The 23,503-nt window shown below is 41.1% G+C and carries 20 protein-coding genes; 2 read left to right on the forward strand and 18 right to left on the reverse strand.

The genetic code is table 11. The annotated features are described in order from the left end of the window. Nucleotides 1–57: 57 nt before the first annotated feature. The 7 genes from ACUW6H_RS03885 to ACUW6H_RS03915 form a co-directional block, all read right to left on the reverse strand. Nucleotides 58–456, reverse strand: a complete 399-nt coding sequence (locus tag ACUW6H_RS03885; protein WP_061420694.1) for a YtxH domain-containing protein — start codon at nucleotides 454–456, stop codon at nucleotides 58–60. 15 nt (nucleotides 457–471) lie between these two features. Further along, nucleotides 472–855: a DUF948 domain-containing protein gene (locus tag ACUW6H_RS03890; RefSeq protein WP_000895033.1), complete on the reverse strand. Its 384-nt coding sequence runs from the start codon at nucleotides 853–855 to the stop codon at nucleotides 472–474. Further along, nucleotides 856–1,644 (reverse strand): prolipoprotein diacylglyceryl transferase, encoded by a 789-nt coding sequence (gene lgt / locus ACUW6H_RS03895; RefSeq protein ID WP_454361405.1) that lies wholly within the window; start codon nucleotides 1,642–1,644, stop codon nucleotides 856–858. It lies immediately after the preceding gene. After that, nucleotides 1,637–2,572, reverse strand: coding sequence for an HPr(Ser) kinase/phosphatase (gene hprK / locus ACUW6H_RS03900; protein WP_000115193.1), 936 nt, complete (start codon nucleotides 2,570–2,572; stop codon nucleotides 1,637–1,639). Before hprK ends, lgt begins: the two co-directional genes overlap by 8 nt. Nucleotides 2,573–2,702: 130 nt before the next feature. Then, nucleotides 2,703–2,879, reverse strand: coding sequence for a 30S ribosomal protein S21 (gene rpsU, locus ACUW6H_RS03905; RefSeq protein WP_000048054.1), 177 nt, complete (start codon nucleotides 2,877–2,879; stop codon nucleotides 2,703–2,705). Between the two features lie 138 nt (nucleotides 2,880–3,017). Beyond that, on the reverse strand, nucleotides 3,018–4,169 hold the full coding sequence (locus tag ACUW6H_RS03910; RefSeq protein WP_197702782.1) for an FRG domain-containing protein: 1,152 nt from the start codon (nucleotides 4,167–4,169) through the stop codon (nucleotides 3,018–3,020). 176 nt (nucleotides 4,170–4,345) lie between these two features. Beyond that, nucleotides 4,346–5,053: a glucosamine-6-phosphate deaminase gene (locus ACUW6H_RS03915; RefSeq protein WP_000864591.1), complete on the reverse strand. Its 708-nt coding sequence runs from the start codon at nucleotides 5,051–5,053 to the stop codon at nucleotides 4,346–4,348. A gap of 149 nt (nucleotides 5,054–5,202) precedes the next feature. On the opposite strand from ACUW6H_RS03915, the gene queA reads away from it, so the two are divergent. Beyond that, nucleotides 5,203–6,231: a tRNA preQ1(34) S-adenosylmethionine ribosyltransferase-isomerase QueA gene (gene queA / locus ACUW6H_RS03920; protein WP_096406560.1), complete on the forward strand. Its 1,029-nt coding sequence runs from the start codon at nucleotides 5,203–5,205 to the stop codon at nucleotides 6,229–6,231. A gap of 39 nt (nucleotides 6,232–6,270) precedes the next feature. On the opposite strand, the gene ACUW6H_RS03925 is transcribed toward queA, so the two are convergent. The 5 genes from ACUW6H_RS03925 to ACUW6H_RS03945 are packed head-to-tail and all read right to left on the reverse strand — an operon-like array spanning nucleotide 6,271 to nucleotide 10,977. Then, nucleotides 6,271–7,131 carry a YihY/virulence factor BrkB family protein gene (locus ACUW6H_RS03925; RefSeq protein WP_268705038.1) on the reverse strand — a complete coding sequence of 287 codons (861 nt, stop codon included), beginning with the start codon at nucleotides 7,129–7,131 and terminating at the stop codon, nucleotides 6,271–6,273. Between the two features lie 35 nt (nucleotides 7,132–7,166). Then, complete coding sequence (locus ACUW6H_RS03930) at nucleotides 7,167–9,221, reverse strand: cation:proton antiporter (RefSeq protein ID WP_096406555.1); 2,055 nt, start codon at nucleotides 9,219–9,221, stop codon at nucleotides 7,167–7,169. An 11-nt stretch (nucleotides 9,222–9,232) separates the two neighbouring features. Then, the gene (locus tag ACUW6H_RS03935; RefSeq protein ID WP_000361099.1) at nucleotides 9,233–9,487 is read right to left on the reverse strand and encodes a hypothetical protein; all 255 of its coding nucleotides are present in this window, start codon (nucleotides 9,485–9,487) and stop codon (nucleotides 9,233–9,235) included. Continuing rightward, the gene (locus ACUW6H_RS03940; protein WP_061406793.1) at nucleotides 9,480–10,037 is read right to left on the reverse strand and encodes a tRNA (mnm(5)s(2)U34)-methyltransferase; all 558 of its coding nucleotides are present in this window, start codon (nucleotides 10,035–10,037) and stop codon (nucleotides 9,480–9,482) included. The genes ACUW6H_RS03935 and ACUW6H_RS03940 overlap by 8 nt, the downstream gene beginning before the upstream one ends. After that, entirely contained in the window at nucleotides 10,021–10,977 is a 957-nt protein-coding gene (locus tag ACUW6H_RS03945; protein ID WP_454361427.1) for a TIGR01212 family radical SAM protein, read from the reverse strand. The genes ACUW6H_RS03940 and ACUW6H_RS03945 overlap by 17 nt, the downstream gene beginning before the upstream one ends. A gap of 91 nt (nucleotides 10,978–11,068) precedes the next feature. Here ACUW6H_RS03945 and ACUW6H_RS03950 point away from each other — a divergent pair, with 91 nt between their 5' ends. Further along, a complete protein-coding gene (locus tag ACUW6H_RS03950; RefSeq protein ID WP_454361429.1) occupies nucleotides 11,069–11,428 on the forward strand; it encodes a DUF3397 domain-containing protein in 360 nt (119 codons plus the stop codon). 133 nt (nucleotides 11,429–11,561) lie between these two features. Here the strand turns inward: ACUW6H_RS03950 and bgaA are convergent, their stop codons facing one another. The 6 genes from bgaA to miaA all read right to left on the reverse strand — a co-directional run bounded on the left by bgaA (nucleotide 11,562) and on the right by miaA (nucleotide 23,503). Next, on the reverse strand, nucleotides 11,562–18,800 hold the full coding sequence (gene bgaA, locus ACUW6H_RS03955; protein WP_454361431.1) for an LPXTG-anchored adhesin/beta-galactosidase BgaA: 7,239 nt from the start codon (nucleotides 18,798–18,800) through the stop codon (nucleotides 11,562–11,564). Between the two features lie 251 nt (nucleotides 18,801–19,051). Further along, the gene (locus tag ACUW6H_RS03960) at nucleotides 19,052–19,807 is read right to left on the reverse strand and encodes an SDR family NAD(P)-dependent oxidoreductase (protein WP_409002856.1); all 756 of its coding nucleotides are present in this window, start codon (nucleotides 19,805–19,807) and stop codon (nucleotides 19,052–19,054) included. Between the two features lie 20 nt (nucleotides 19,808–19,827). Then, nucleotides 19,828–20,757 carry a ribonuclease Z gene (gene rnz / locus ACUW6H_RS03965; RefSeq protein ID WP_409002855.1) on the reverse strand — a complete coding sequence of 310 codons (930 nt, stop codon included), beginning with the start codon at nucleotides 20,755–20,757 and terminating at the stop codon, nucleotides 19,828–19,830. 14 nt (nucleotides 20,758–20,771) lie between these two features. Next, nucleotides 20,772–21,395, reverse strand: a complete 624-nt coding sequence (locus ACUW6H_RS03970) for a cystathionine beta-lyase (protein ID WP_409002854.1) — start codon at nucleotides 21,393–21,395, stop codon at nucleotides 20,772–20,774. After that, nucleotides 21,388–22,626, reverse strand: a complete 1,239-nt coding sequence (gene hflX / locus ACUW6H_RS03975) for a GTPase HflX (RefSeq protein ID WP_000573172.1) — start codon at nucleotides 22,624–22,626, stop codon at nucleotides 21,388–21,390. The genes ACUW6H_RS03970 and hflX overlap by 8 nt, the downstream gene beginning before the upstream one ends. Continuing rightward, entirely contained in the window at nucleotides 22,619–23,503 is an 885-nt protein-coding gene (gene miaA / locus ACUW6H_RS03980) for a tRNA (adenosine(37)-N6)-dimethylallyltransferase MiaA (RefSeq protein ID WP_454361435.1), read from the reverse strand. Before miaA ends, hflX begins: the two co-directional genes overlap by 8 nt.

The following is a 23,503-nucleotide window of genomic DNA, read 5'->3' on the forward strand; positions in this document are numbered from 1 at the left end:
CAAAGACAGGCTTGCAGATAAAAATCACCATCTCCAAAAACCAGAGATGGTGATACCTTATACTTCAGTAATATCGATGATGATTTCTTCTTGGCCTTCAGCAACGTCTGGAGTTGCTGACTGTTCTTGCCATTGCTCCTTGAGATTGTTAAAGGTTTCCTTCGATGCTTCCGTCGCTTGTCGAGCACAGTTTTTAGCTTGGTCAAGGACACTATCAAAAGTGATTTCACCAGATTCTACTTGTTCCTTTGTTTTCAGCACAAAGTCCGTTGCCTGTTCCTTCACTTCTGTTAGTTTTTCACAGACTTGCTCTCTAGCATATTCTGGATCTTCTCTCAAATCATCTAGAAAATCCTGAGCTTGACTACAAACTTGCTTGCCCTTGTCACTCGTCAAAAACAAAGCAAGAGCTGCACCTGAAACTGTTCCTAAAAGGATAGAAGATAGTTTTCCCATAAGATTTCTCCTTTTTTATTTTTTGAAAAATTTACTTGCGACACGAAGAGCGGACAAGCCTGCTCCTGTTTTAATGGTCTTTGAACCAGCAGATGAAGCTTTTTTGCCTAAAACACGTGCATGTTGATTGAGATCAGATACTGACTCAGACAAGTCCGCCACCGCTGTAAAAAGTGGATCAATCGTCGCAACTTTGATATTGATATCGTCTGCTAACACATTGACCTTAACCAACAATTCATTGGTCTGATGCAAGGTAACGTTCACATCTGAGCTCAACGTTTTGATGGTTTTCTCTGTCTCATCAATCATTCGACCTGCTTTTTGAATCGTAATTGTCAAATAGACTAAACAGACAATCAAAGCAATGGCAACAAGAATATAAGCAACTTCTAACATTTATTTTTCCTCCTCTATATGATAGAAAGGGGCTTTCTTTCGATTTTGATAAAGTATGATAAAAATACCGAGTCCGATAAGGACAACTGATAACCATTGGGAAACTCGCAGACCAAAGAACATAAGACTATCCGTCCGCATCCCTTCGATAATCATACGACCAAAGCCATACCAAATCAAGTAGAAAGCAGTGATATGACCACGTCTGATTCTCTTTAATTTTCGTCTAAAAATCAGAATCAAAGCAAAACCAATCAGATTCCAAACTGACTCATACAAGAAGGTTGGCTGACGGTAACTACCGTCAATGTACATCTGATCACGAATGAAGCCTGGCAAATAATCCAGACTATCTACTGCTGCACCGTAGGCTTCTTGGTTAAAGAAATTTCCCCAGCGGCCTAAACTTTGGGCAATAAGAACGCTCGGCGCCGCAATATCTAGAAAGTCCCAAGTATTGATGAGTTTTCTATCCGCAAAGATATAAAGTACAATAGCTCCTGCTATCAAACCACCATAAATGGCCAAACCACCATTCCAGATGGCGATCACATCACCTGGATTTTGTAGATAGTAATCTAAGCGGAAGAGTACATAGTAAAGTCTGGCACCTAAAATCGCAATAGGAAAGGCAATTAAGATGAAATCTAGAATGTCATCTGACAAAATCTTCTTTTTAGGAGCTTCTTTCATGGCAAGATAGACTGCCAAGACCAAGCCTGCCACAATACATAGGGCATACCAACGAATGGAAAAAGGTCCGATTTCAAATGCAACTGGATTAATCATGTTTCACCTCATTTTGAGCGATCAGATTTGTCAAACGTTCTTCAAATAAACGCGTTGCATCAAAGCCCATTTCCTTAGCACGATAGTTCATTGCTGCCGCCTCAATAACAACAGAGATATTGCGTCCTGTTTTTACCGGGATGCGGATACGTGGAATAGCTACACCAGAAACTTCTAATTCTTCGGCATTGTTTCCTAGACGGTCAAAAGTCTTATGGGTATCGTAATTTTCCAAATAGACAGCCAGTTGAACTTGTGAAGAATCTTTTACAGCGCTTGCTCCATAGAGACTCATAACATCGATAATCCCAACTCCACGAATCTCAAGCAGATGCCTTAAAATTTCAGCTGGTTCTCCCCAAAGAGTCATCTCATCCTTAGAATAAATATCGACACGGTCATCCGCTACTAGACGATGGCCACGCTTCACGAGTTCTAGACCTGTCTCACTCTTACCGATACCACTATCCCCTTGGATCAAGACTCCCATGCCATAGATATCCATCAAAACACCATGTACACTCGTACGTTTAGCTAAACGGGAATCAAGATAACTAGATAACTCTCCAGACAAACGGCTGGTTGCTGTCCGACTGGTTAAAATCGCAATCTTGCATTCTCTAGCAGCCTTCAACATTTCTTCTGGAACCACCAAGCCACGTGCGACGATGACCGCTGGTGTTTCTGGCAGAAACATTTTTTTCAAAACTTGATAACGGTTTTGAGAAGGCATACTAACCAAATAGGACCACTCCTTCATCCCCAAAAGTTGGATCCGTTCTGGAGTGTAGTAATCAAAATAGCCCGTCATTTCAAGACCAGGTCTCGTAATGTCCGCTGTGTTGATTTCTTTTTCAAGCAATTCGCCTTCGCCGTATACAATATCTAGTCTGAGCTTTTCAATTACTTCTCTTACTAAAACCGACATAATTTCCTCCTTCAATCGAGTTCTCCTTACTATTATATCAAATTGTAGTTGGAAGTTTCCTTTTTTTGCAGGATTTACAGTATTTATTTAAAAATAAAAAGACTAGACAAGTCTAGCCTTTCATTTCAAATTAGAATTTTTTACGTTTACGAGCTGCTTCTGATTTACGTTTACGTTTTACAGAAGGTTTTTCATAGAATTCACGTTTGCGTGTTTCTTGAAGAGTACCAGCTTTAGTAACCGCACGTTTGAAACGACGAAGTGCATCGTCAAGAGATTCATTCTTACGTACTACTGTTTTAGACATTTTTTTCACTCCCTTCAAGTTCAAGATCTATTCTATTTTACATGCAAAATGAATAAATGTCAAGAGGAAACTAGTTAAAAACCACCATTAGTATGTAATATTTCTTTTTCAAAGCTATTAATAAACATTAAAAAAAATTTAATTGATGTCTTCAAACCTTATTTTTAAATCTTTTAATAATTTCTTTAAATCTTCAATTTTATTTTCTAAATCTTTATCTGAAACTGCTTTAGTATTGTGTACAAGGTTATTTCTAAACCTACGAATTTCATCTATGTTTGTTCTGTCTTCTTTATTTAATTCATCTCTTCCACTTACAAGTACTTTTAAGCCTTTATGGAAATCATTAAGTTGGGTTTTATACCTTATCTCATCCTCTAAGCTATTCCACAAGTTTAAAAATGTTCCGATTAAATTTCCGCTATTCTCCTCATTTCCTATATAGTCGTATTTTCTCTCCTTAAGTCTATCACAAATATCTTTCATTATATCTTCTTCTGGATATAAATTTCCCTTTTCAATAGGTCTTTCAGAGCCCCAAAAGCTCTCAGTATTTTCAAATTTATAAATAGCAACTATTCTTCTATTAAAATCTAATTCCCCTTTTTCTATATCGTCATCAGAAATGAATTCTGTCTGTACCAAATAACCTTCTTGAAAAAACGGTCTTTTTGAAGAGCTAGAACTTATGCTTAGTAATCTTACGTTTGTAATATAATCTTCAGAATCTACCGAAATCCTGCCGTTTACATAAGGCATTCCTAATACATAAATATATCCAGTATTATCTACATTGTCTAATATAGCAAATGAACAAGCAACTTTTAAGGACTGGGTTAGATCTAATAGTGGGGTTTTACATACTTCATAGTGCTGTAATATTGAATATTGCAGTAGCTTTATTTTCTTTATTTCTTTTATCTCTTCTTTATCAACACTACTATTATTTTCTAATTCCTTCATTAAGGTACTCGATGCTTGTTCTAAAATATCAAATTCAAATTTGATATCTTTCTCACTATTTAAACGATATATTGTAGGATATAAAGTAGCGTATTTATTTTTTATATAGTTATTATTTTGTCCACGATAAAACAACATAACATCAGGATTTTTATATGAGAGTTCTGCTATTTCCATAATTAGATCATGAAATGTCTCAATATTGATGGTATGGCTTCTTACGAAAGATGTAACATTTCTAGTAGTTTGGCCTTTAAATTTATGTTGTTTATAATGCTCTTTTAATTTTTTTGTTAAATTATTATAAGTTACTGAATATTCTCTCATAAAAAATCCTTTTAAAAATATTATTTTCTGTCAACTATCACTTACTTTTATGTAATGCTTATCTACCAAGTGACCAAGTACGATTCTATTCCTATACCATCGTTCTATTTACATCAATTTAGTGTTAAAGAACCATCCAACCCAAAGGATTGAATGGCTAACATTATTCTTCAGTTTTATTTTTCAAGTAAGCTTAGCGCTTCTGCATCTGCAATGATGGTCACGTCAGGGTGGTTTTGTAGGCTACTTGCTGGTAGATTTTCAGTTACTGGGCCTGACACTGTTCCAGCAATGGCTTCTGCTTTTGACTCACCATAAGCAAAGAGAAGGATAGACTTGGCATCCAAGATGTTTTTAATTCCCATTGAAATGGCTTGGGTTGGGACGTCTTCAATCTTGTCAAAGAAGCGAGCATTAGCTTCGATGGTAGACTGGTCAAGTTCGACTAGATGTGTTTGGCTATCAAATGGAGTTCCTGGCTCGTTAAAGCCGATATGTCCATTGCGACCGATTCCCAAGATTTGCAAATCAACTGGATGGTCAGCCAAAATTTGGTTGTAGCGTTCAACTTCAGCTTCAGCATTATCCTTAACCCCACGAGGCAAGAAACTTTCTTTAAATGGTTTTTGGTTGAACAAGTTCTCTTGCATGAAGTAACGGTAAGATTGTGGATTGTCCCCATCAAGTCCCACATACTCATCAAGGTTGACACTTGTTAGATTTGAAAAATCAAGGTCACTTTCAACGATTTCTTTGTAAAACTCAAGTGGACTACTTCCTGTCGCAAGTCCCAAAGTTTGAGCGCCATTGGCCAACTTTTCCTTCAAAATTTCAAAAGCTACTTTTCCACCTTCGATTTGGTTTTCAACTTTAATAACTTTCATCTTTTCATCCTCCATTTTAATCTATATTTATTATATGGTATAGACCAATTCTTGTCAAGTGAAAACGATTTAATTTCTAAAAAAAGAGCGTCCAAACTTGAAACGTGTTATAATGGATAAGATTAGAAGTTAGAAAGAATGATGAAAAAATGAATACAGCTGATTTTGATTTCCACTTGCCTGAGGAATTGATTGCCCAAACACCCCTTGAAAAACGTGATGCCTCTAAACTCCTCATCGTCAATCGTGAGACGGGAGAATTTCAGGATAAACACTTCCACTCTATTATTGATATGTTGGAACCAGGTGATGCCCTTGTCATGAACGACACCCGTGTTCTCCCAGCCCGCCTCTATGGTCAAAAGGAAGAAACAGGTGGCCACGTGGAGCTTCTCCTTCTTAAAAATACTGCTGGTGATGAGTGGGAAGTCCTAGCTAAACCTGCCAAACGCCTCAAGGTCGGTACTCGCGTCAGCTTTGGAGATGGTCGTCTCAGCGCTGTCGTTACGGAAGAATTGACCCACGGGGGCCGTATTGTCCGCTTTGAATACCAAGGAATTTTCCTAGAAGTTTTGGAAAGTCTAGGTGAAATGCCACTGCCGCCTTATATCCATGAAAAACTAGATGATCGCGAACGTTATCAAACGGTCTACGCTAAAGAAAGTGGCTCTGCTGCTGCACCGACTGCTGGCCTCCACTTCACCAAAGAACTGCTAGCAGAAATCCAAGCCAAAGGTGTCCATCTAGTCTATCTCACTCTGCACGTCGGACTCGGAACTTTCCGTCCCGTTTCTGTTGACAATCTGGACGAACATGAAATGCACTCAGAGTTCTACCAACTTTCTGAGGAAGCGGCTACCACCCTTCGCTCTGTCAAGGAAAATGGAGGCCGTGTCATCGCTGTAGGAACTACTTCAATCCGCACGCTGGAAACTATCGGCTCCAAGTTTGACGGACAAATCCAAGCAGATTCTGGCTGGACCAATATCTTTATCAAGCCTGGATATGAGTGGAAGGTCGTGGATGCATTTTCAACCAACTTCCATCTGCCAAAATCAACTCTGGTCATGCTAGTTTCAGCCTTTGCTGGTCGGGACTTAGTTCTAGATGCTTACCACCATGCCATACAAGAACACTACCGCTTCTTTAGCTTTGGTGATGCTATGTTTATCTATTAAGAAAATCCCTATTAGGAAACCTAATAGGGATTTTTCTAATTATTCCATACTGAACTTTGGATCCTTCAAACTCTGCACACTGGCATTGATAACTGCTCCTATAATCAAAATCTTTGCGATGAGAATAAACCAGAACATCATGACCACCACAATAATGGAACTGAAGAATCGAACATCGACCAGATGATTGACATAGTTATTGAAATAGACAGAAAAGATATTCAACAGAAAGACAAGAGTCAGCAAAACGAAGATACTACCAGGAAAAACGTAGCGAATACGAGGGACTCTAACGTTTGGAAGGAAATAGTAGAGCATGACCAAGATGGCAAAGAGCAAGGCATAAATCAAAGGGCCTGTAAAGTCCTGCAGATAATCAAAGAAAGGACTGTCTGATTGCCAGTAAGTTTTGAGGAGGTTAAGCAACATACGCCCAAACATACTCAAGAATAAGGCTAAGGCAAAAAGAATTTGCAATCCAAAGCTGACGAGTAAACTCATGAGTTGATGGGAGATGATTCCTCGGCTCTTGGCCACTCCATAAGCCTTATTAAAGGCTTTTTGGAGGAAATCCATTGATTTCGAGAAAGTCCAAAGTGCAGACAAGACTGCAAAACTCAGCAAACCAGTCGATGGTTGAGTCAGGACTTCTCGGACAATCTTTGCAACCACATCATAGACTGTATCTGGTACAAATTCCTTGATGGTGAGCAAAAAATTTGAAATCGGAATTTGAAAGTAGGGCAAAATATTGACCACTATCATCAGCAAAGGAAAGATTGAAATCAACCAATAGTAGGCAACCGCAACACTGGTCAGTTCACTATCGGAAGCTTGATAAAAATGTAAAAAAGCTTTCAACAAGGGCCGTTCCATCAGCTCTTTCCACCACTTTTTCATGTTGCGATCCTCCTAATACAATTTGATTTTCTAAACTAATTTCTTCTGACTAATTCCATCATATCATAGGGTAGGGTATTTGCGGCTTCTTTTAGAGAATAATTTTCAAGATTGTTGACATTTTGCCGTAATTTCTTGGCATACTTGGTCGTAATCAATTTCTTCTCTTCGTATTCAAAGATTAACTTACGTTCTAGGTAGTAACCTCTTAGCATTTCATCGATATTGTTTGGTTTGATACGAGTGATAACACGTTCGACAAAGGCCCCACTACCGATAATAGCTGTTTCACGCAAGCGAGACTCCTGCATAAAGCTAATCAGACTACTCTTGTAGATTCCTTTTAGGTTTTCCAAACTTTCGATAATCAACTCCGTATTCTCCAGATAAAGTTCGGATATTTGATCATAGTCAAGAGCTCGAAGGCGACGTTGCTCCTTGTCATTCCAACTACGGAAGGTCTGGCCAAAGGTCAGCAATTCATGCAAGACAAAACGCAAGATACGGAGGGATACAAGGAAGTAATATGTTAGGCGCGAAGCCACCTTGCGATTGATGCTCTGTTCCATATTTTTCAAATAGCGTTGGTAAACTTGATAGCCACGCTCACCGATTTTCCCTTCCTCGTAAGCCTGCTCTAAACCATCGCTTTCGATACTCAAGATGAGGAGTTTTAAAGCCTCCCAGTCTTCTTGGGCGCTTTTATTTTCTTGACTAAGGATTAGGTTTTCAATTCGACCGTGATAATTATCAATAGCCGCATAAAGGGGTAGTTTGTTCTTATGCCCTTCCAGTTCTTTTTCTAACTCTCCTGTGACCTCATTTAAAATTGCAATGTGCATGAGGTAATCCTTGGTTTCTTCTTGCTCCTCGGAAAGGTGGGGAAGAACTAAGAGACCTGTTAGAAAGCTTAATAGCGTGACACCCGCTACAAGGAAAAGTAAGAGGGGATACTCCTGCTCTAGATTACTAGGTATGAGAAGAATGGTTGCAATAGATACCGTTCCTTTTACACCAGAGAAGGTCAAAAGAAGCATATCCTTCATGTAATTACGAAGATTTTTCTTGAGCCGTCGAGTTCTCCAAATATAGAAGCCATAAATCATGACAAAGCGAATGGCAAAAAGTAAAAGTGTCAGTAAAACAACCGATACCAATAAAAGTAGGGGATTATAAAGGGGATTAGTCAGAATAGGTTCTGCTATCATTTCCAATTCTATTCCCAAGATGACAAAGACAGATCCATTGAGCATAAAGGTCACGGTATGCCAAACAGTATCAGTAACGGTATCAACTTGGGCTTCAAGTAGTGTGATTTTCTTGAAACGACTGGCCTTCAAAATCCCTGCAACTACAACTGCGATAATCCCTGAAACATGGATTTCTTCGGCGATAAAAAAGGTCATAAGAGGCAAACTCAGTTCAAGCAAAAGTTCACTGGCTATATCCGTCGCTCGCACACTCAGTAAAAATGTATGTAGGAAACGATTGATCATTGCCGTCACAAAGCCGACCGCAAAACCACCTATGATAGACAGGGCTAAAGAAGTCCCAGCCTGACTAAGAGAAAAAGCACCTGTTGTCCAGGCAGCCAGAGCCACTCGAAAGGCTACCAAGCCAGAAGCGTCATTTAAAAGTCCTTCTCCTTTGAGGATATTAGATACCCGCTTTGGGAAACTAAAACGCTCAGACAGAGAAGCAAAGGCTACCAAATCCGTCGGACCAAGCGCTGCACCAACAGCCACGCAGGCGGCTAAGGGAAGGCTGAGCCAAAGGAAATGAGCCAAGGCTCCCAAACTCAAGGTCGAGATGAAAATCACTGGAAATATTAAGTAGACAATGATACGCCAGTGTTTTAAAACAGATGTAATATCTGCTTCTTGAGCTTCACGAAAGAGTAGGGGACCAATAACAACTGCCAAAAACAGCTCGGTATTGAGATGATATTCAGTATTTGGCAAAAAGAGACCAATGCCAATTCCCAAAAGGATTTGTACTAGGGGAAGGGGCAAAAAAGGCAAGAGTTTATTAGTCGTACTGGAAACAATTAAGACAAATAAAAATAGAATCAGGTAAATGAGTAATTCCACGCAATTCCTCCTTAGTCTTTTTTACAGCAAGATTCAAATATCTCCTTCTGCTCTTGGATTTTCTGATCAATCTTGGAACAGTCTTTGTGCTCAATTTTTTTCTGGCACCGTTCCATTTCAAGAGCTACTAACTTTTTCTTGATTTTGAGCATTTTCTTACTCATATGCTCTTCGTCGAGTACTCCTACCGCTCGCTCATGCTGCGTTGACTCAACAAAATTTTGGCGCATTGCCTCTAATTTCTCACGTAGGTATTGTTTATCCATGTCTATATCTTTCTAATTTCTCAATCATAACTAAAAACGGGGGATTATTGACTTGGTTGAGGGTTCGATAAATCACAACTGTGTACTCTTGTTGGTTCAACTGACTCACAAAGTCCAAAACAGCATCCCTCTCGGTGTCTCCTCCCTCATGACCATAATAAATCATAATGGCAATCCGTCCACCCTTGACAAGCAAATGACAGAGCTTTTCAAGTGCTTCCATGGTAGTCTGAGGTTTGGTGATGACGGATTTGTCAGCAGAAGGCAAATAACCCAGATTAAAAATCCCTGCCTTAGCTTCTGTCACAAACTGGTCAAGTGTCTCATGCCCTTGCAAAATCAACTGGACATTTTCTAAACCTGCTTCATTTAAACGGTCTTGGGTTTTCTCCAAAGCTTGCTCTTGAATATCAAAGGCATAGACTTGCTTGGCTAGCTTGGCTAAAAAAAGCGTATCATGTCCATTCCCCATGGTCGCATCCACAACGATATCCTCTTTTGTCACGACTTCAGCCAAAAAATCATGTGCCATCTCAAGTGGTCTTTTCATTTCCAAACTCCTGTTTTACAACCTTGCATCCTTGAACACTTCCTCGACGTCTCATCTCAGTTTCAATAGCATTTAGCACTTCCCATTTATTGAGGCTCCACATGGGGCCAATCAACATATCTCTAGGTGCATCTCCTGTGATCCGATGAATAACGATATGCTTGGGAATGATTTCTAGCTGATCACAAATGACCTTGACATATTCGTCCTGACTCATTAGTTGCAAGCGTCCTTCGTGGTAATCTCGTTGCATCCGTGTATTGGTCATAAGATGGAGTAAGTGTAGCTTAATACCTTGAATATCATTATCTGTGACACAGCGACGGACATTTTCGACCATCATCTCATGAGTTTCCCCAGGTAGTCCATTGATTAGATGGGAAACAATCTCAATCTTAGGATATTTCCGCAAGCGTTTGACCGTTTCCACATACAATTCGTAGGAATGGGCACGGTTAATCAGGTCAGAGGTTGCTTCAAAAGTAGTCTGTAAGCCCAATTCTACCGTCACATGCATGCGTTCAGCTAGCTCAGCCAAATATTCGATGGTTTCGTCTGGCAGACAGTCTGGCCGTGTTCCGATATTGATCCCTACTACACCTGGCTCGTTGATAGCCTGCTCATATCGCTCCCGAATCACTTCCACCTTTTCATGGGTGTTGGTAAAATTTTGAAAATAAACCAAGTACTTCTGAACATCTGGCCACTTGCGGTGCATAAAGTCAATTTCCTTATAGAATTGCTCACGGATAGGGGCATCCGGTGCCACGATAGCATCTCCAGAACCTGAAACCGTACAAAAAGTACAACCACCATGGGCTACAGTTCCATCCCGATTGGGACAGTCAAATCCCGCATCAATAGGAACTTTAAAAGTCTTTTCTCCAAAGAGTTTTCGATAATAATCATTCAAGGTATTATAAGATCTCATAAATTTCATTATAACAAAAATCACCAACAATCTCAAAAGCCTGACTTTCCAACAAATTTCCTTGTTTCTCATTTCCTTTAGCGTTTTTTTATGATACAATATGGGTATGATTTTAATGAAAATAGCATCTATTTTATTATTGATATTAACCTTGGTGGTTTGCTTTATTGTCACCAAGCTTTTCGGACTTAGGAAAATAGGATTTAATTTCGCGGATCTAGCTTTTCCACTTTTGGTATTCGAGTACTACCTTATCACTGCTAAAGCCTTTACCCACAACTTTCTACCGCGACTTGGTGTTGCCCTTTCTCTCCTAGCAATCCTCTTAGTTATCTTTTTTCTCCTCAAAAAAAGAAGTTTTTACTACCCTAAATTTATCAAATTCTTCTGGAGAGCAGGTTTTCTCCTTACCTTAATCATCTACATAGCTATGATTGTCGAATTGATGATGGTAAAATGATCACTGACCCTGTATTTAATTACCGGGTTTTTCTTTTACTCCTATACTTAAAAAGACCAGAGGAAATCTCTGGTCTTTTTGTCTCAGCCTCTTTTAAGCTATAAGGCATTCTACAGCCTGAAAATACTAAACTCTAATCTTCTTTTTTGCCTTTAGTGGCGACTAATCCTGCCCCCAAACCGAGAAGAGCTAGGCCTGCTGCTACTGCTGCTTGGCTTGCTGCACTTCCTGTATTTGGCAACTGCTCTTTTTGAGCTTGATTAGCTTTACTTGAAGCAATTTCTTTTGTATCTGCTTTTTCTGATACTTGTGGTTTTGTAATTTCTTGAGGTACTGGTTTGATCATTTCACCAGCTGTACCGACTTCGACGATGCGATCTTGAGCCATGACTTTATCATAGCTTTCTTTTTCAGTTCGCTTGCCATTTTCAACTTCGATCAAGTGAACACGGATACCTTGTCTTCCTTCTTGAAGGATGCGAGTTTGACCTGCTGGAAGTTTGTCATTCTTTTGTTCCTGAACTTTGAAATCAATGATTTCTTCTTCTGAGATAAGCTCAGGAAGATTAAGAACGAGGTTCTTAACTTCGTCTTCTGGAAGAGAAGTTCCTGGTTTAGTACCAACTTCTACTATACGATCTTGAACAGCGACTTTATCGTAAGTTTCTTTAAGCTGACGTTTTCCATTTTCCACTTCAATCAAGTGAAGACGGATACCTTTTTGACCTTCTTGGACAACACGAGTTTCTCCTAGGTACAACTTATCAGACTTACGCTCCTGAACCTTGAAGTCGATGGTTTCTTCTTCAACTACAAGTTCTGGTCTGTTAAGGACTAGGTTCTTCACTTCGTCTTCTGGAAGAGAGGTTCCTGGTTTTGTTCCGACCAAGACGATGCGGTCTGTCGGAGCCTCTACCACTTCCCGAAGTTTTTCTTCTTTACTTCCATCAGGATTAATCGCTGAAAAGATACGTTCTTTACCAACTTTTCCTTCTTGTTCTACACGAGTTTCTCCTAGATACAGCGTTGAATCCTTTTTCTCAACTGTCTTGTAGGCCAAATCGTTTTCAACAAATTCGAGTTTTGGAAGTTCTTCTTGTACAGCAGCAACTGTCTTCTCAGAAACTGGTTTTTCCTTGGTCAACTGGATACGGTATTCCTTGACTTGTTTTCCACTTTCTGAAACAAGACGAACAAGTACTGGAAGGCTATCGTCTCCGCTATCTACAACTGTTGAAGCCACTTGGTCTGTTTCCTCAACTGAAACTTTTGGACGTTGTCCGCTATAAGTTACTTGATAGTCTTGACGGTTTTCAGCGAAATCAGGAAGTTCTTTTCCATCTACAAGAATCTTCGATTGAGTGCTTTCTTGAGGCAATTCGCTTGGAGCAAGGAAGGTCATCTCAATTATCGCAACACCCTTCTTATCCGCTTTGCGCTCCATACGCCATCTCATGGCTTTGGCTTTGACAGCTTTAAAGGTAACGTTAATTTCATCACCGGCTTCAATGTCTTTATCCGCACGATAAGGAACAGCTTCCCAATTTTCTGGATTGTTGAATGGATGGTCTGCGTCGTAGGCTTGGTAGTTTGAATAGTAGGTTGGCACTTCAAACTCTGGACCGACATAGCGTTCTAAAACGAGTTTAGATGGTGCATCCGTACCACTATCTGCAAAGAAGTGAAGTTTAGCTTGAGCAACAGTCCGTTCTACAATCTTACCATTTTCACGGAAGATCACTCCCGCTGATACTTCTGGATTAGAAGATGGTGTTGGAGACCAGTTTGTCCAACGACGATTTTCAGAATGATCTCTATCATTGATATAGTCAACACGGTCATGAGAACTGTCGTCAATATCATTAGTTGCTGAGGCAAAGGCTTGGTTACTATTTTCATCATAGTTAGGGTTTTCTGAGAGGGCCTCACCAAGTTTGTCTGTCACTCGTACAGAGAATTCCGCAACGAGGTCACTACCAAGGACACGACCTCGAACAGTAAATTGACCTGCTTTTGTCAGATTTTCTGCTGGAACTTCTTCCCATTCAACTGCCAAGTCTTTTGTTTCATAGCCATCTTTACCTGTGAAGTAAACCGGAACCTTAGTTGGAAATTCAAGTGGTTGACCTACTTGTACCAAACGTGCTTGTTTAACCGCAGCAAGAGGTTTACGAGAAAGTAAGTCCTTGTCCTTAGTGAAATGTAGACGGTATTCTCCTAAGATGTCACCATTTTCAGCTTTCGCGATGACACGAACTGGCTCACCTTCACGAACGCTTGGAACAACCGTCGCAAGACCATTGTTGCTAACACTTGCTGTTACTGCAGGAACTTTTCCATCTACAGACTCAAGATAGTAGTCTGTCAAATCAGGGTTGAAGTTTGCTAAGTCTTTACCGTCAACTTGGATTCTCGTTTGTCCTTGTTTGGCTGCCGCAACTTGTTTCGCAAAGATTTGTACCTCTGTGATAGATGTTCCTTTCTTGCTATCAAGTCGAACCATACGAATGCGAACCGCATAGGTCTCAACTTTATCAAAACTGAAATGATTCATTTCTCCAGCTTTTAATTGAGCTGGTGCTTTGAGATTGCTTACCTCTTTCCAGTTTGCAGGATCGTTAAAGACATGGTTTTCCTCACCTACAAAGCTAGGATTTTTAGGAGCTGTTGGAACAGTCTTACCAACATAATACTCAATCACATAAGACTTAGGTACACCAACTCCGTGGTCTTCGTGGAATCCGACACTTAGATTATCAACAGAACGTTTGCTCAAGATACCTGAATCTCCGAATAGGACACCGACTGAAGCTTCTGGATTAGTACGATTCCAGTTTGTCCAACGGTTGGCTGGTCGGTCATTAAAGGAAATCAATTTATCGTTGACATTTGAAACAGGGTCGCTTGGATTTGAGTCTGAAGCAAAGGCAAGTGGCAATTCTGAACCGGTCCATTGGTCAGAAATATTTGCTCCTTGCTCAGTTTGAGCAGACACACGAACATGAAGTTTGGTAGTTAATTGCGTACCTTCTAGGCGACCATTAACTGTAAAGACACCTTCCTTGGCGTATTGCTCTGAACGAATCGTATCCCAAGTAACCTTAGCTGATGAAACGTGACCATTTGAATCGTAAGTACGAACACTTTCTGGTAATTGTGGCGCTTCTGCGATTGGTGTTGTCACACTGACTTCTTCAACTGAAACGATACCTTCTACAGAGACTTTAGCACGCGCTTCAAGGTCAATTCCTTCAACTTTACCTAGTACTTCAAATGTTTGATAGGAGTCTAGTTTTTCTTTCGGAATAGCTTGCCAAATGACTTTATGAGTTTTAGGGAAACCTTTGTCATACTCAACAGTTACTGTTGTTGGAAGAGTAGGTTCTTGATGCAAGTCTGTCACTACATTTACTGGACGGATAGATTGCGCAACCTTCGTCTCAGTATTGGCTTGGATAGTGAGTTCAACTTGGCCTTTAGCTCCCTCATATTCCGCTTTCAGAGTGACTGCTCCTGGCTTATGCAATTCAAGCATTCCCTTACGAACTGCGACTTCCCCTTCACCACTTGTAGAGAAGGTTACTTTATCAGCTGGTAAAACTGCTTGGGTTCCGTCTTGATAGTGAGCGAGTACAGACAATTTCACTGTTTGATCTTCTTTAAGACCGTCAGCTTTCTCTACTTGTAAGCTCAAATGGTCAATTTTTGGTGCTTCTTCAAGGAATTGAATTGCATAGGTTTGAAGAGGACCACCATCTTTTGGTTGAACATAGATACTTGCACGCATGCCGTTTGCTGCACTTGCTTGGACTACAGTAACATCCGCATTTTCAGCACTTGCTACAACTTCTGGCAAGGATGCACCGTAAGCAAGAGTTCGATATTGCATTGGATTTTGAGTAGTAAGACCAGTGACAGATTCGCCACCTATAGTTACATTTGGCACTACAGGTGCTGCAACATCACCGTCTCCCACTACAAGGGTAGCGTGAATAGTCTCACCACCTAGTTGGCCAGTCATTGGAATACGTGATCCTGCAACTGACAGTTTAGCTTTATCTGCTTCCGCAATCTCCCACTTATCAACTTCGTATTCTTGAACGCTTCCATCCGTAACAGCAATAGAAACGTATTTGTCAACAGCGCTCAAGTCTGTTCCTGGAGCAACACGCTTAACAGTTGGAAGCTCATTTGCGATTGCTAGAATTTCGACACGAGCCTCAACTTCGCGTCCATCTGCCATACCTTTAACAGTCACAACTCCTGCTTGGCTCACATCAACTGAAGACCAAGTTACTGGACGTTTTTCACGACTGCCATCACTGTAGATAAAACCGACTGTCTTCGGCATTTTTGGCTCTTTCTCAATAACAGTACGTACTTTTGGTACTTCTGTCCCGAGAACAGTCTTTTCTTGGTCTTCTTTTTTACCAGTAAAGACCGTTACTTGACTAGATTTCAAGAGATCTGAATGGGCAGTAAGGGTGAATTTACCTGCTTGCTCAGTTGATTTAACAATGGCAACCCCTTTACCGTTAAAGGCTCTGCGGATCCAAGAACCATCTGGTTGTGCCTTATAACGTTCACGGCTGGCTTGTTCCCCATTATCTACACCGACAAGTTGACCTTGACCATGCAATTGGAAGCGAACCAGATTATTAGCAGTTGGGACTACATTCCCTTGGCTGTCAACAATTTCGTAGTAGATGTAGGTCAAGTCTTTTCCATCTGCTGCGATTGCGTGTTCTTCCTTGACGAGACGAACACCTGCTGGTTGGCCTGCAGTAGTGATCTTATCACGTGCAATTTCTTTACCAGCTTCATCACGAGCTACTGCTTCTAAAGTACCTGGTTGGTAAGCAACCTTCCACTCAAGGTAGAGTTCCTTGGCATTGGCACCCTCTTGGTAAGTTCGTCCATCGCTAGTTTGTTTTTTGTTGAAAGTCTTAACTCCAAGAGATTGACCGTTCAAGAACAATTCAACACTTGCAGCGTTAGAATAAGCACGAACTGGAATCTTTCCTTGTGCATCTTCTACTTTAGAGGCCAAGTCTCTATTCTCCCAGTTCCAGTGAGGAAGGAGGTGAACCATTGGTTTCTTCTTGACAGAAACCCATTGGCTTTGGTAGAGGTAGAAGTCATGTTTTGGAATACCCGCTGTATCTACAATACCAAAGTAAGAACTCTTAACTGGTGTATGGTTTTGGTTGTGCCATGGTGTAGGCTCCCCAATATAGTCTGTACCGGTCCAGATAAATTGTCCTGCGTAACCAGCATTGTCACGGTCAAAAGTCCATGAAGCGGTTGCAGTTTTACCCCAACCAACACGGTCATTTCCATAATCGGACTGTTCGTAATTACGCTCAGGTCCGTTACTATGTTTCAATTCCTGTTCAGGGCGATAGTAACTTCCACGTGTACGCGTAGCTGAAGATGTCTCAGAACCGTAAATCAACCAGTTAGGATGTTTTGCACGAAGAGCTTTGTAGTTGTCTTCAGAATAGTTGAATCCAACCGCATCCAGTTCATCAGCAATTTTCTCATGTCCACCACTACCATTACCGAAACGGAACTTATCTGCTCCCATGGTAACGTAACGAGTCTTATCAACATCCTTGATAACTTTGACCAGACGTTTTACAGTTGCTAGAGAGTGGGCATCCCCATTAGCTTCACCGATTTCATTACCAATTGACCACATGAAGATAGCAGGGTTGTTTTTGCCTCTTTCGACCATGGTACGAAGATCGTAGTCAGACCATTTTTCACCTTTTCGAGCTTCTGGGTGAGTGGCATCTTTTTCAAAGAAACGTCCGTAGTCATAAGGTTTCTTACCACCATACCACGTATCAAAAGCCTCTTCCTGAACCAGCAAACCAAGTTCTGCTGCGATTTGCAAGGTCTGTGGACTTGCAGGGTTATGAGTTGTTCGGATGGCGTTAACACCCATCTCCTTCATTTGTTTGAGACGACGGTATTCTGCTTTATAATTTTCTTCTGCTCCAAGCGCTCCGTGGTCATGGTGCAAAGAAACACCATGGAATTTAATGCGTTCACCATTCAAAGAGAAGCCTTCATTTGGCGTCCAGTGATAGTAACGGTAACCAAACAAATCTTTCTTAGCATCTACCAACTGACCATCACGGTATACACGCGTAATCAATTCGTACAAGGCAGGTTTGTCATTTAAAACTGTCCAGAGTTTTGGTTGTTCGACTTCCAAAATAGCATCAAGACTTGTAGATTCATGCGCTTTCAAGGTACGACTCGCTGTACGAACCAATCCAGTAACAGCCTGCCCACCTCGTTCAACGATTTGATACTCTGCTACAAGTTCATGGTCTTTATCGTCTGTATTGACAATTTTGCTGGTTACATGAGTCTCAACCTTGCCATGTTGCTGTTGTTCTAGTTTTGGTGTTAAGATGGTTGTCCCATTTTTCTCAACATGAACCTTATCTGTCACTTGCAAGGTCACATCACGGTAGATACCACTACCTGAGTACCAACGGCTACTTGGTTGTTTGTTGACAGCATGGACAGCAATCACATTCTCACGACCATCTTTGTGGAGGTATTTGGTAATATCATATGAGAACTGGTTATAACCATTTGGATAATGTCCCACTAACTGGCCATTGACATAGACTTGAGAGTCCATGTAGACACCATCAAATGTCACACGAACATTCTTCTTGAGATCTTTTTCATCAAGTTTAAAGGTCTTGCGATACCAAGCTTCACCACCATTTAGCTGTCCACCTTCGTTTTGAGCAGGTGATTGATGGTCAAAATCGTTAAAGATACTCCAGTCGTGTGGTAAATCCAATTTTTGCCATGTTGATACATCTGCATCTGGTTTCACAGCTTCTTTAGAGTTCGCATTGATTTTGAAGTGCCAATTTTGATTAAAATTCACTTTTCTATCTTCAATCATTTGATTCACTTCTTCATTTGTCGCAGCTTTCAACTCTTCCTTGACAGGCTTTTCTTGACTTGAAGCTTGAGATTCTACCTTTGGAGCTGTTTCTTCAGGCTTTAGAGATGCTTTCTCCTCTTTTTGAGCTACAGGTTCCTCTTCTTTCTTCTCGGCTTTGCTTGCTTCAATTGGAGCAGCTTGACTTTGGTCGGCACTTGCAGCATCCTTGTGCTCTTCTACAGCTTGATTTTCTTTTTCCTCCACTGCCGGACTTTCCTCTTTTGCTTGTTCAACAGTGTGAGTAATTGGAGTTTCATCCGCGAAAACTGGTGATTCTCCAATGACACTTCCTCCAAATAGAACCGCACAGGTTCCAATCATGACAGAGCAAGCTCCTACGGCAAACTTACGAATGCTGTAGACTCTTTTACGATTCCAATGGCCTTTTTCCATAAAATCCTCCTTTAGTAACCGCTTCCATTTCTTTTGTAAGCGTATTACTTTTTCATAGCCTTTTATCCTTATTTTATAAAATAATATAGGAAATTTCAATACCCTAAACACAAAAAATCATATTTTTGATTGTTTTTTCTAAAATTTGTAGAAGATTCAAAAAATGTGAATGTAGATTTAGAACAAGAACAAACAAATGTTTGACACTCAGTTCAATATTATAAAAAAGTTCCTTTTGTAAGGAACTTCTTTTACTTATAATTAAAGATTCCCCCTGCCAACTTATCTGCTAACTTAGGAAAGAGGGTATAAAATTTATGAGCTAAATTTAGCAAGGCTGGGAGATTGAGCTCGCGTTTGTTTTTTCCTATGGTTTTGACAATCTTTCTAGCGACTGCATCTGGTTCTAAGAGAAAGCGGTCAACCGACTTGAGGTAGGTCCCATCTGGGTCTGCCTGGTCAAAAAAGGCAGTACGAATCGGTCCTGGATTGACCGTCGTTAGATAGACACCATAGGGCATCAGTTCGAGACGCAGAGCGTTTGAAAATCCAATAGCCGCAAACTTGGTTGCTGAGTAAAGACTAGACTTGCTAGTCGCTATCAAACCTGCCATGCTGACGATATTGATGATATGACCTTTTCGAATCTCCTTCATACGAGAAGCAACCAAACGAGACAAATTCATGAGAGCAAAGGTATTAACCTCAAACATTTGATGAATGTCTTGATCAGAAATCTTGTCAAAATCTTCAAAAATTCCGTAACCAGCGTTGTTAATTAAAACATCAATCTTGCCATAACGGAGATAGAGGTCAGCTACCAGAGATTCTAGGGCTGAGTCATCAGTAATGTCGATTTCAATTAATTCCACATGGGCATGATTTCCATAGAGTTGAGCTAGTTTTTCCTTGTTTCTACCTAGTAAGATGAGTTGGTCATTTGGCAAGAGTTTGACCATTTCTTGGGCTAAGCCACCGCTAGCTCCGGTAATGAGAATTGTTCGCATACTTATCCTTTTTCGATCTTTTAGATTTCCACTTCTTCCAAGTCTTTAACCACATGGACATTCTCAAAAACAGTTGCAGCATCTTTCTTAAGTTGACTAATATCTTTTGAGAGGAAGCGGGCACTGATATGGTTGAGCAAGAGGCGTTTGACTCCTGCTTCTGCCGCTACTTGTGCAGCCTGCATATTGGTTGAGTGACCGTGATTACGGGCAATTTTTTCATCACCCTTGCCATAAGTGGACTCATGGACCAGGACATCGGCATTAACAGCCAGACGCACACTAGCATTGGTTTTGCGGGTGTCACCAAGTATGGTGATAATCTTACCAGGACGGGGAGCTGAGATATAGTCTGCCGCCTTGATTTCAGTCCCATCATCCAAAACAACATCCTGACCGTTTTTGATTTTTCCAAAAAGCGGGCCAAATGGAACACCAGCAGCCTTAAGTTTTTCAGCATCCAAGGTTCCATCTAGGTCCTTTTGCATGACACGATAACCAACACAGAAAATAGTGTGGTCCAGCTCCTCTGCATACACAGTGAATTTATCGGTTTCAAGGATTTTCCCTAGAGAATTTTGGTCAAACTCATGGAAATGAATGCGGTAAGGCAGACGAGAACCTGACACACGAAGACTGGTTAAAACAAAAGATTTAATGCCTTGCGGTCCATAGATTTCCAAATCTGTCTGCTCTTCATTAGCCTGAAAGGCACGGCTAGAGAGAAAGCCTGGCAAACCAAAGATATGGTCTCCATGCAAGTGAGTAATAAAGATTTTGCTGATCTTTCGTGGTCGAATTGTAGTTTCCAGAATGCGATTTTGCGTTCCTTCTCCGCAGTCAAAGAGCCAAACTTCGTTAATCTCGTCCAAGAGTTTCAGGGCGAGACTTGAAACATTGCGGGCTTTAGAGGGCTGACCTGCCCCCGTTCCTAAAAATTGAATATCCATTCGATGCTTTCTAATTAATCAATATATAACATAGCAGTGCGGTTTTCCGAGCGATAATAAAGCTTGCCAGAAAAAGCTCTAGCTTCTTGTAGTAAATCCTCTTGGCTGTAGCCCTTTAGACGCTTACGACCATCTGCTAAGGTTTCCAGGTCTGTCAAAACTGTAAGACTTTCTACATTAACAACTTCCTCATCTCCTAAAGCCTTCATGTAAATCTTACCAGACTCCACAAAAACTAGCTGATGGGGAAAAATTTGCGCTATCTCAAAGAGTAATTCATCCGTAATTGCTTCCTCAGTCTCTGAGAAAATGCGACCTAGTCCTTCTTTCTCGTAGCAAAATCCAAAGGATTTACCAGATAGATTGAGGCGAATAAAGGGCTTGCTTTCTTCCGTGAAACTTGGTTCAACATTGTAAAGATTTAGTTCTTTACTGACTTCCGCAAAATAATCGGTCGCAGCCTCTGGGCTCTTTTTCTGGTACAGCTCGGCAAAGTAGGCATTCACTACGCTGGGTGGAGGTGTAATGAGAACTAGTTGCTCCTCTTCAGACCTACCAGCTAAAAGCTGGTCCAGATAGACCTTGTCTAAACTTGTATAGCCACCATACTTGAGAGCTAATGATTTGATATCAGTCATAAAATTCTTCTAATCTCCATTTATTTTTCTCGGAAATGTAGCCTCTGATGACTTCTCCATCATCTTGGTAGTCACGTTCTTCAAGAATCGCAACACTTTCCAAATCATGAATCTTGTAAGATTTAGAAAAAGGCAGGCGCAGGGTAAATGATTCAAAAATTTCCTTGATTTTATCTAGCAGTAAAGCCTGCAACTGTTCTCGACTATCTTTAGACTTTGCTGAAATCAGAGCATATGGCGTTTGAGTAGGCATAAAGTCCTCCACCAAATCCGCTTTATTATAAAGAGTCAGGCGAGGAATATCCTCCATGTCTAAGTCTTTCACAATAGACAGAACCGTTTTTTCATGCTCTTCGTGGTAAGGATTGCTAGCATCAATGACATGAACCAGAAGGTCCACATGCTTGCTTTCTTCCAAGGTTGACTTGAAACTGGACACCAATTCTGTTGGCAAATCTTGGATAAACCCAACAGTATCTGTCAAGGTTACCTGAAGATTGCCTCCCAGATGGATGCTTTTAGTCGTCGCATCCAAAGTCGCAAACAACTCATCTGCCTCATACTGGGTCTTACTGGTCAGAGTATTCATAATGGTCGATTTCCCAGCATTGGTATAACCAATCAAGCCAATCTTAAAGATGCTTGACTCCAAGCGTTTTTCTCGAACTGTCGCCCGGTTTTTCTCAACCACTTTGAGTTGGCGTTCGATATCTGTGATTTGGTTGCGAACACTACGACGATTCAGTTCCAGCTGGCTTTCACCTGGACCACGGGAACCAATTCCCCCTGCCTGACGGCTAAGCATAATCCCTTGACCGACTAGACGAGGTAGGAGGTATTTAAGCTGAGCCAAATGAACTTGGAGTTTTCCTTCATGGCTTCGAGCTCTCATGGCAAAGATATCCAAAATCAACTGCATACGGTCAATAACTTTAACACCCAACACTTCCTCTAAGTTGACATTTTGACGAGGTGTCAGACGGTTGTTGACGATGACAGTCGTAATTTCTTCTGCATCCACCATTTGAGCAATTTCTTCCAACTTACCAGATCCAACAAAAGTCTTGGAATCATATTTTTCACGTTTTTGTCTGTAACTATCTACTACGACTGCTCCAGCAGTCTTAGCCAGACTGGCCAACTCTTCCATGGAGAGGTCAAAATTATCCATGCCCTGCAGCTCAACACCAATCAGCAGGACTCGTTCCTCTTTTTTCTCCGTTTCAATCATTTAAAAACTCCTCAATCTGACTTAAAATGCGGTCCTTCACGCCAGACTCTCCGATCTGATAAAAGGTCACCTGCATGCGATTACGGAACCAGGTCAGCTGACGCTTAGCAAAACGACGCGTTGCCTGTTTGAGACTCTCGCTGGCTTCCTCGAGAGTCTGCTCCCCACGAAAATAAGGAAAAAGTTCCTTGTAGCCAATTCCTTTGGCAGCCTGCACATCTGGATAATGGTCAAAAAGCCACTTAGCCTCGGCCAAAAGCCCGGCCTCAAACATCAGATCCACTCGGTGGTTGATACGTTCATAAAGCTGACTTCGCTCATCATCCAAGCAGATAATCAGTGGTTCATAAGGACTTTCCTGATTTTCCAAATCCTGACCAAAATGGACAATTTCCAAGGCACGCATGGCACGACGACGGTTAAACTGGGGAATTTCAAGACCTGCTTGCTTCACGAGATAGGCTAATTCCTCATCTGAGTAAGGCTCCAAACTAGCCCGGTAGGCTACAATCTCCTCATGAGGTGTCTCCCCACCTAGATGGTAGCCTTCCAGCAAGCTTTGGATATAAAGCCCTGTTCCACCAGCAATAATGGCTAGCTTGCCACGGCTTTGAATATCCTCAATAGCTTTCTTAGCTTCTGAAACAAAATCAAAAGCCGAGTAAGACTCGGTCACCTCTCTGACATCAATCAAATGATGAGGAGCAGCAGCTTGTTCCTCTGGACTAGCCTTTGCTGTCCCAATATCTAGCCTTCTGTATACTTGCTGACTGTCACCACTGACTACCTCTCCACCAAAGCGCTTGGCCACTTCAATAGCAAGGGCAGTTTTCCCAACAGCAGTCGGTCCAACAATCACAATTATTTTTGTTTTCAT

This window comes from Streptococcus sp. 151470009-6, from assembly GCF_053628175.1.